General features: G+C 38.9%; 1 pseudogene. It reads right to left on the minus strand.

What is annotated here, in order from left to right:
- A pseudogene (locus APR43_RS24585) lies at positions 1 to 588 on the minus strand (hypothetical protein); the annotation flags it as partial.

A 588-nucleotide genomic window follows, 5' to 3' on the forward strand; every position in this document is an offset into this window, starting at 1 on the left:
TTTAGTTATATTCGAAACATCAGCATCGCATAAATCGGAAGCAGAAGGGAATAAAGCTTGCGCTGAAGTTAAAGCTTCAGCATTACTGCATTCAATAGTTTGGTTTAAAGAACCACTTTGCGTTGTCCAAGTTGGAGCAGTTGTATCCTGAATTGTAATGATTTGTGTAAAAGTATCAGAAGTATTTCCGCAGTCATCTTTTACCGTCCAAGTATTGGTGTAAGTTCCAGAATTTGCGCATCCTTCAGAAGCAGTAAACTGCCCGCTTACTTTAGTAATGTTAGAAACATTAGCATCGCAAGAATCAGAAGCAGTTGGGAATAAGGCTTGCGCCGAAGTTAAAGCTTCAGCATTACTGCACTCAACAGTTTGGTTTAAAGATCCCGCTTGTGTTGTCCAGGTTGGAGCAGTTGTATCCTGAATGGTAATGATTTGTGTAAAAGTATCAGAAGTATTTCCGCAGTCATCTTTTACTGTCCAAGTGTTAGTATAAGTTCCAGAATTTGCGCATCCTTCAGAAGCTATAAATTGTCCGCTTACTTTAGTGATATTTGAAACATCGGTATCACATAAATCAGAAGCAGTTGG

This window comes from Flavobacterium sp. NLM (assembly GCF_002210235.1).
Taxonomy (GTDB): Bacteria; Bacteroidota; Bacteroidia; order Flavobacteriales; family Flavobacteriaceae; genus Flavobacterium; species Flavobacterium panici.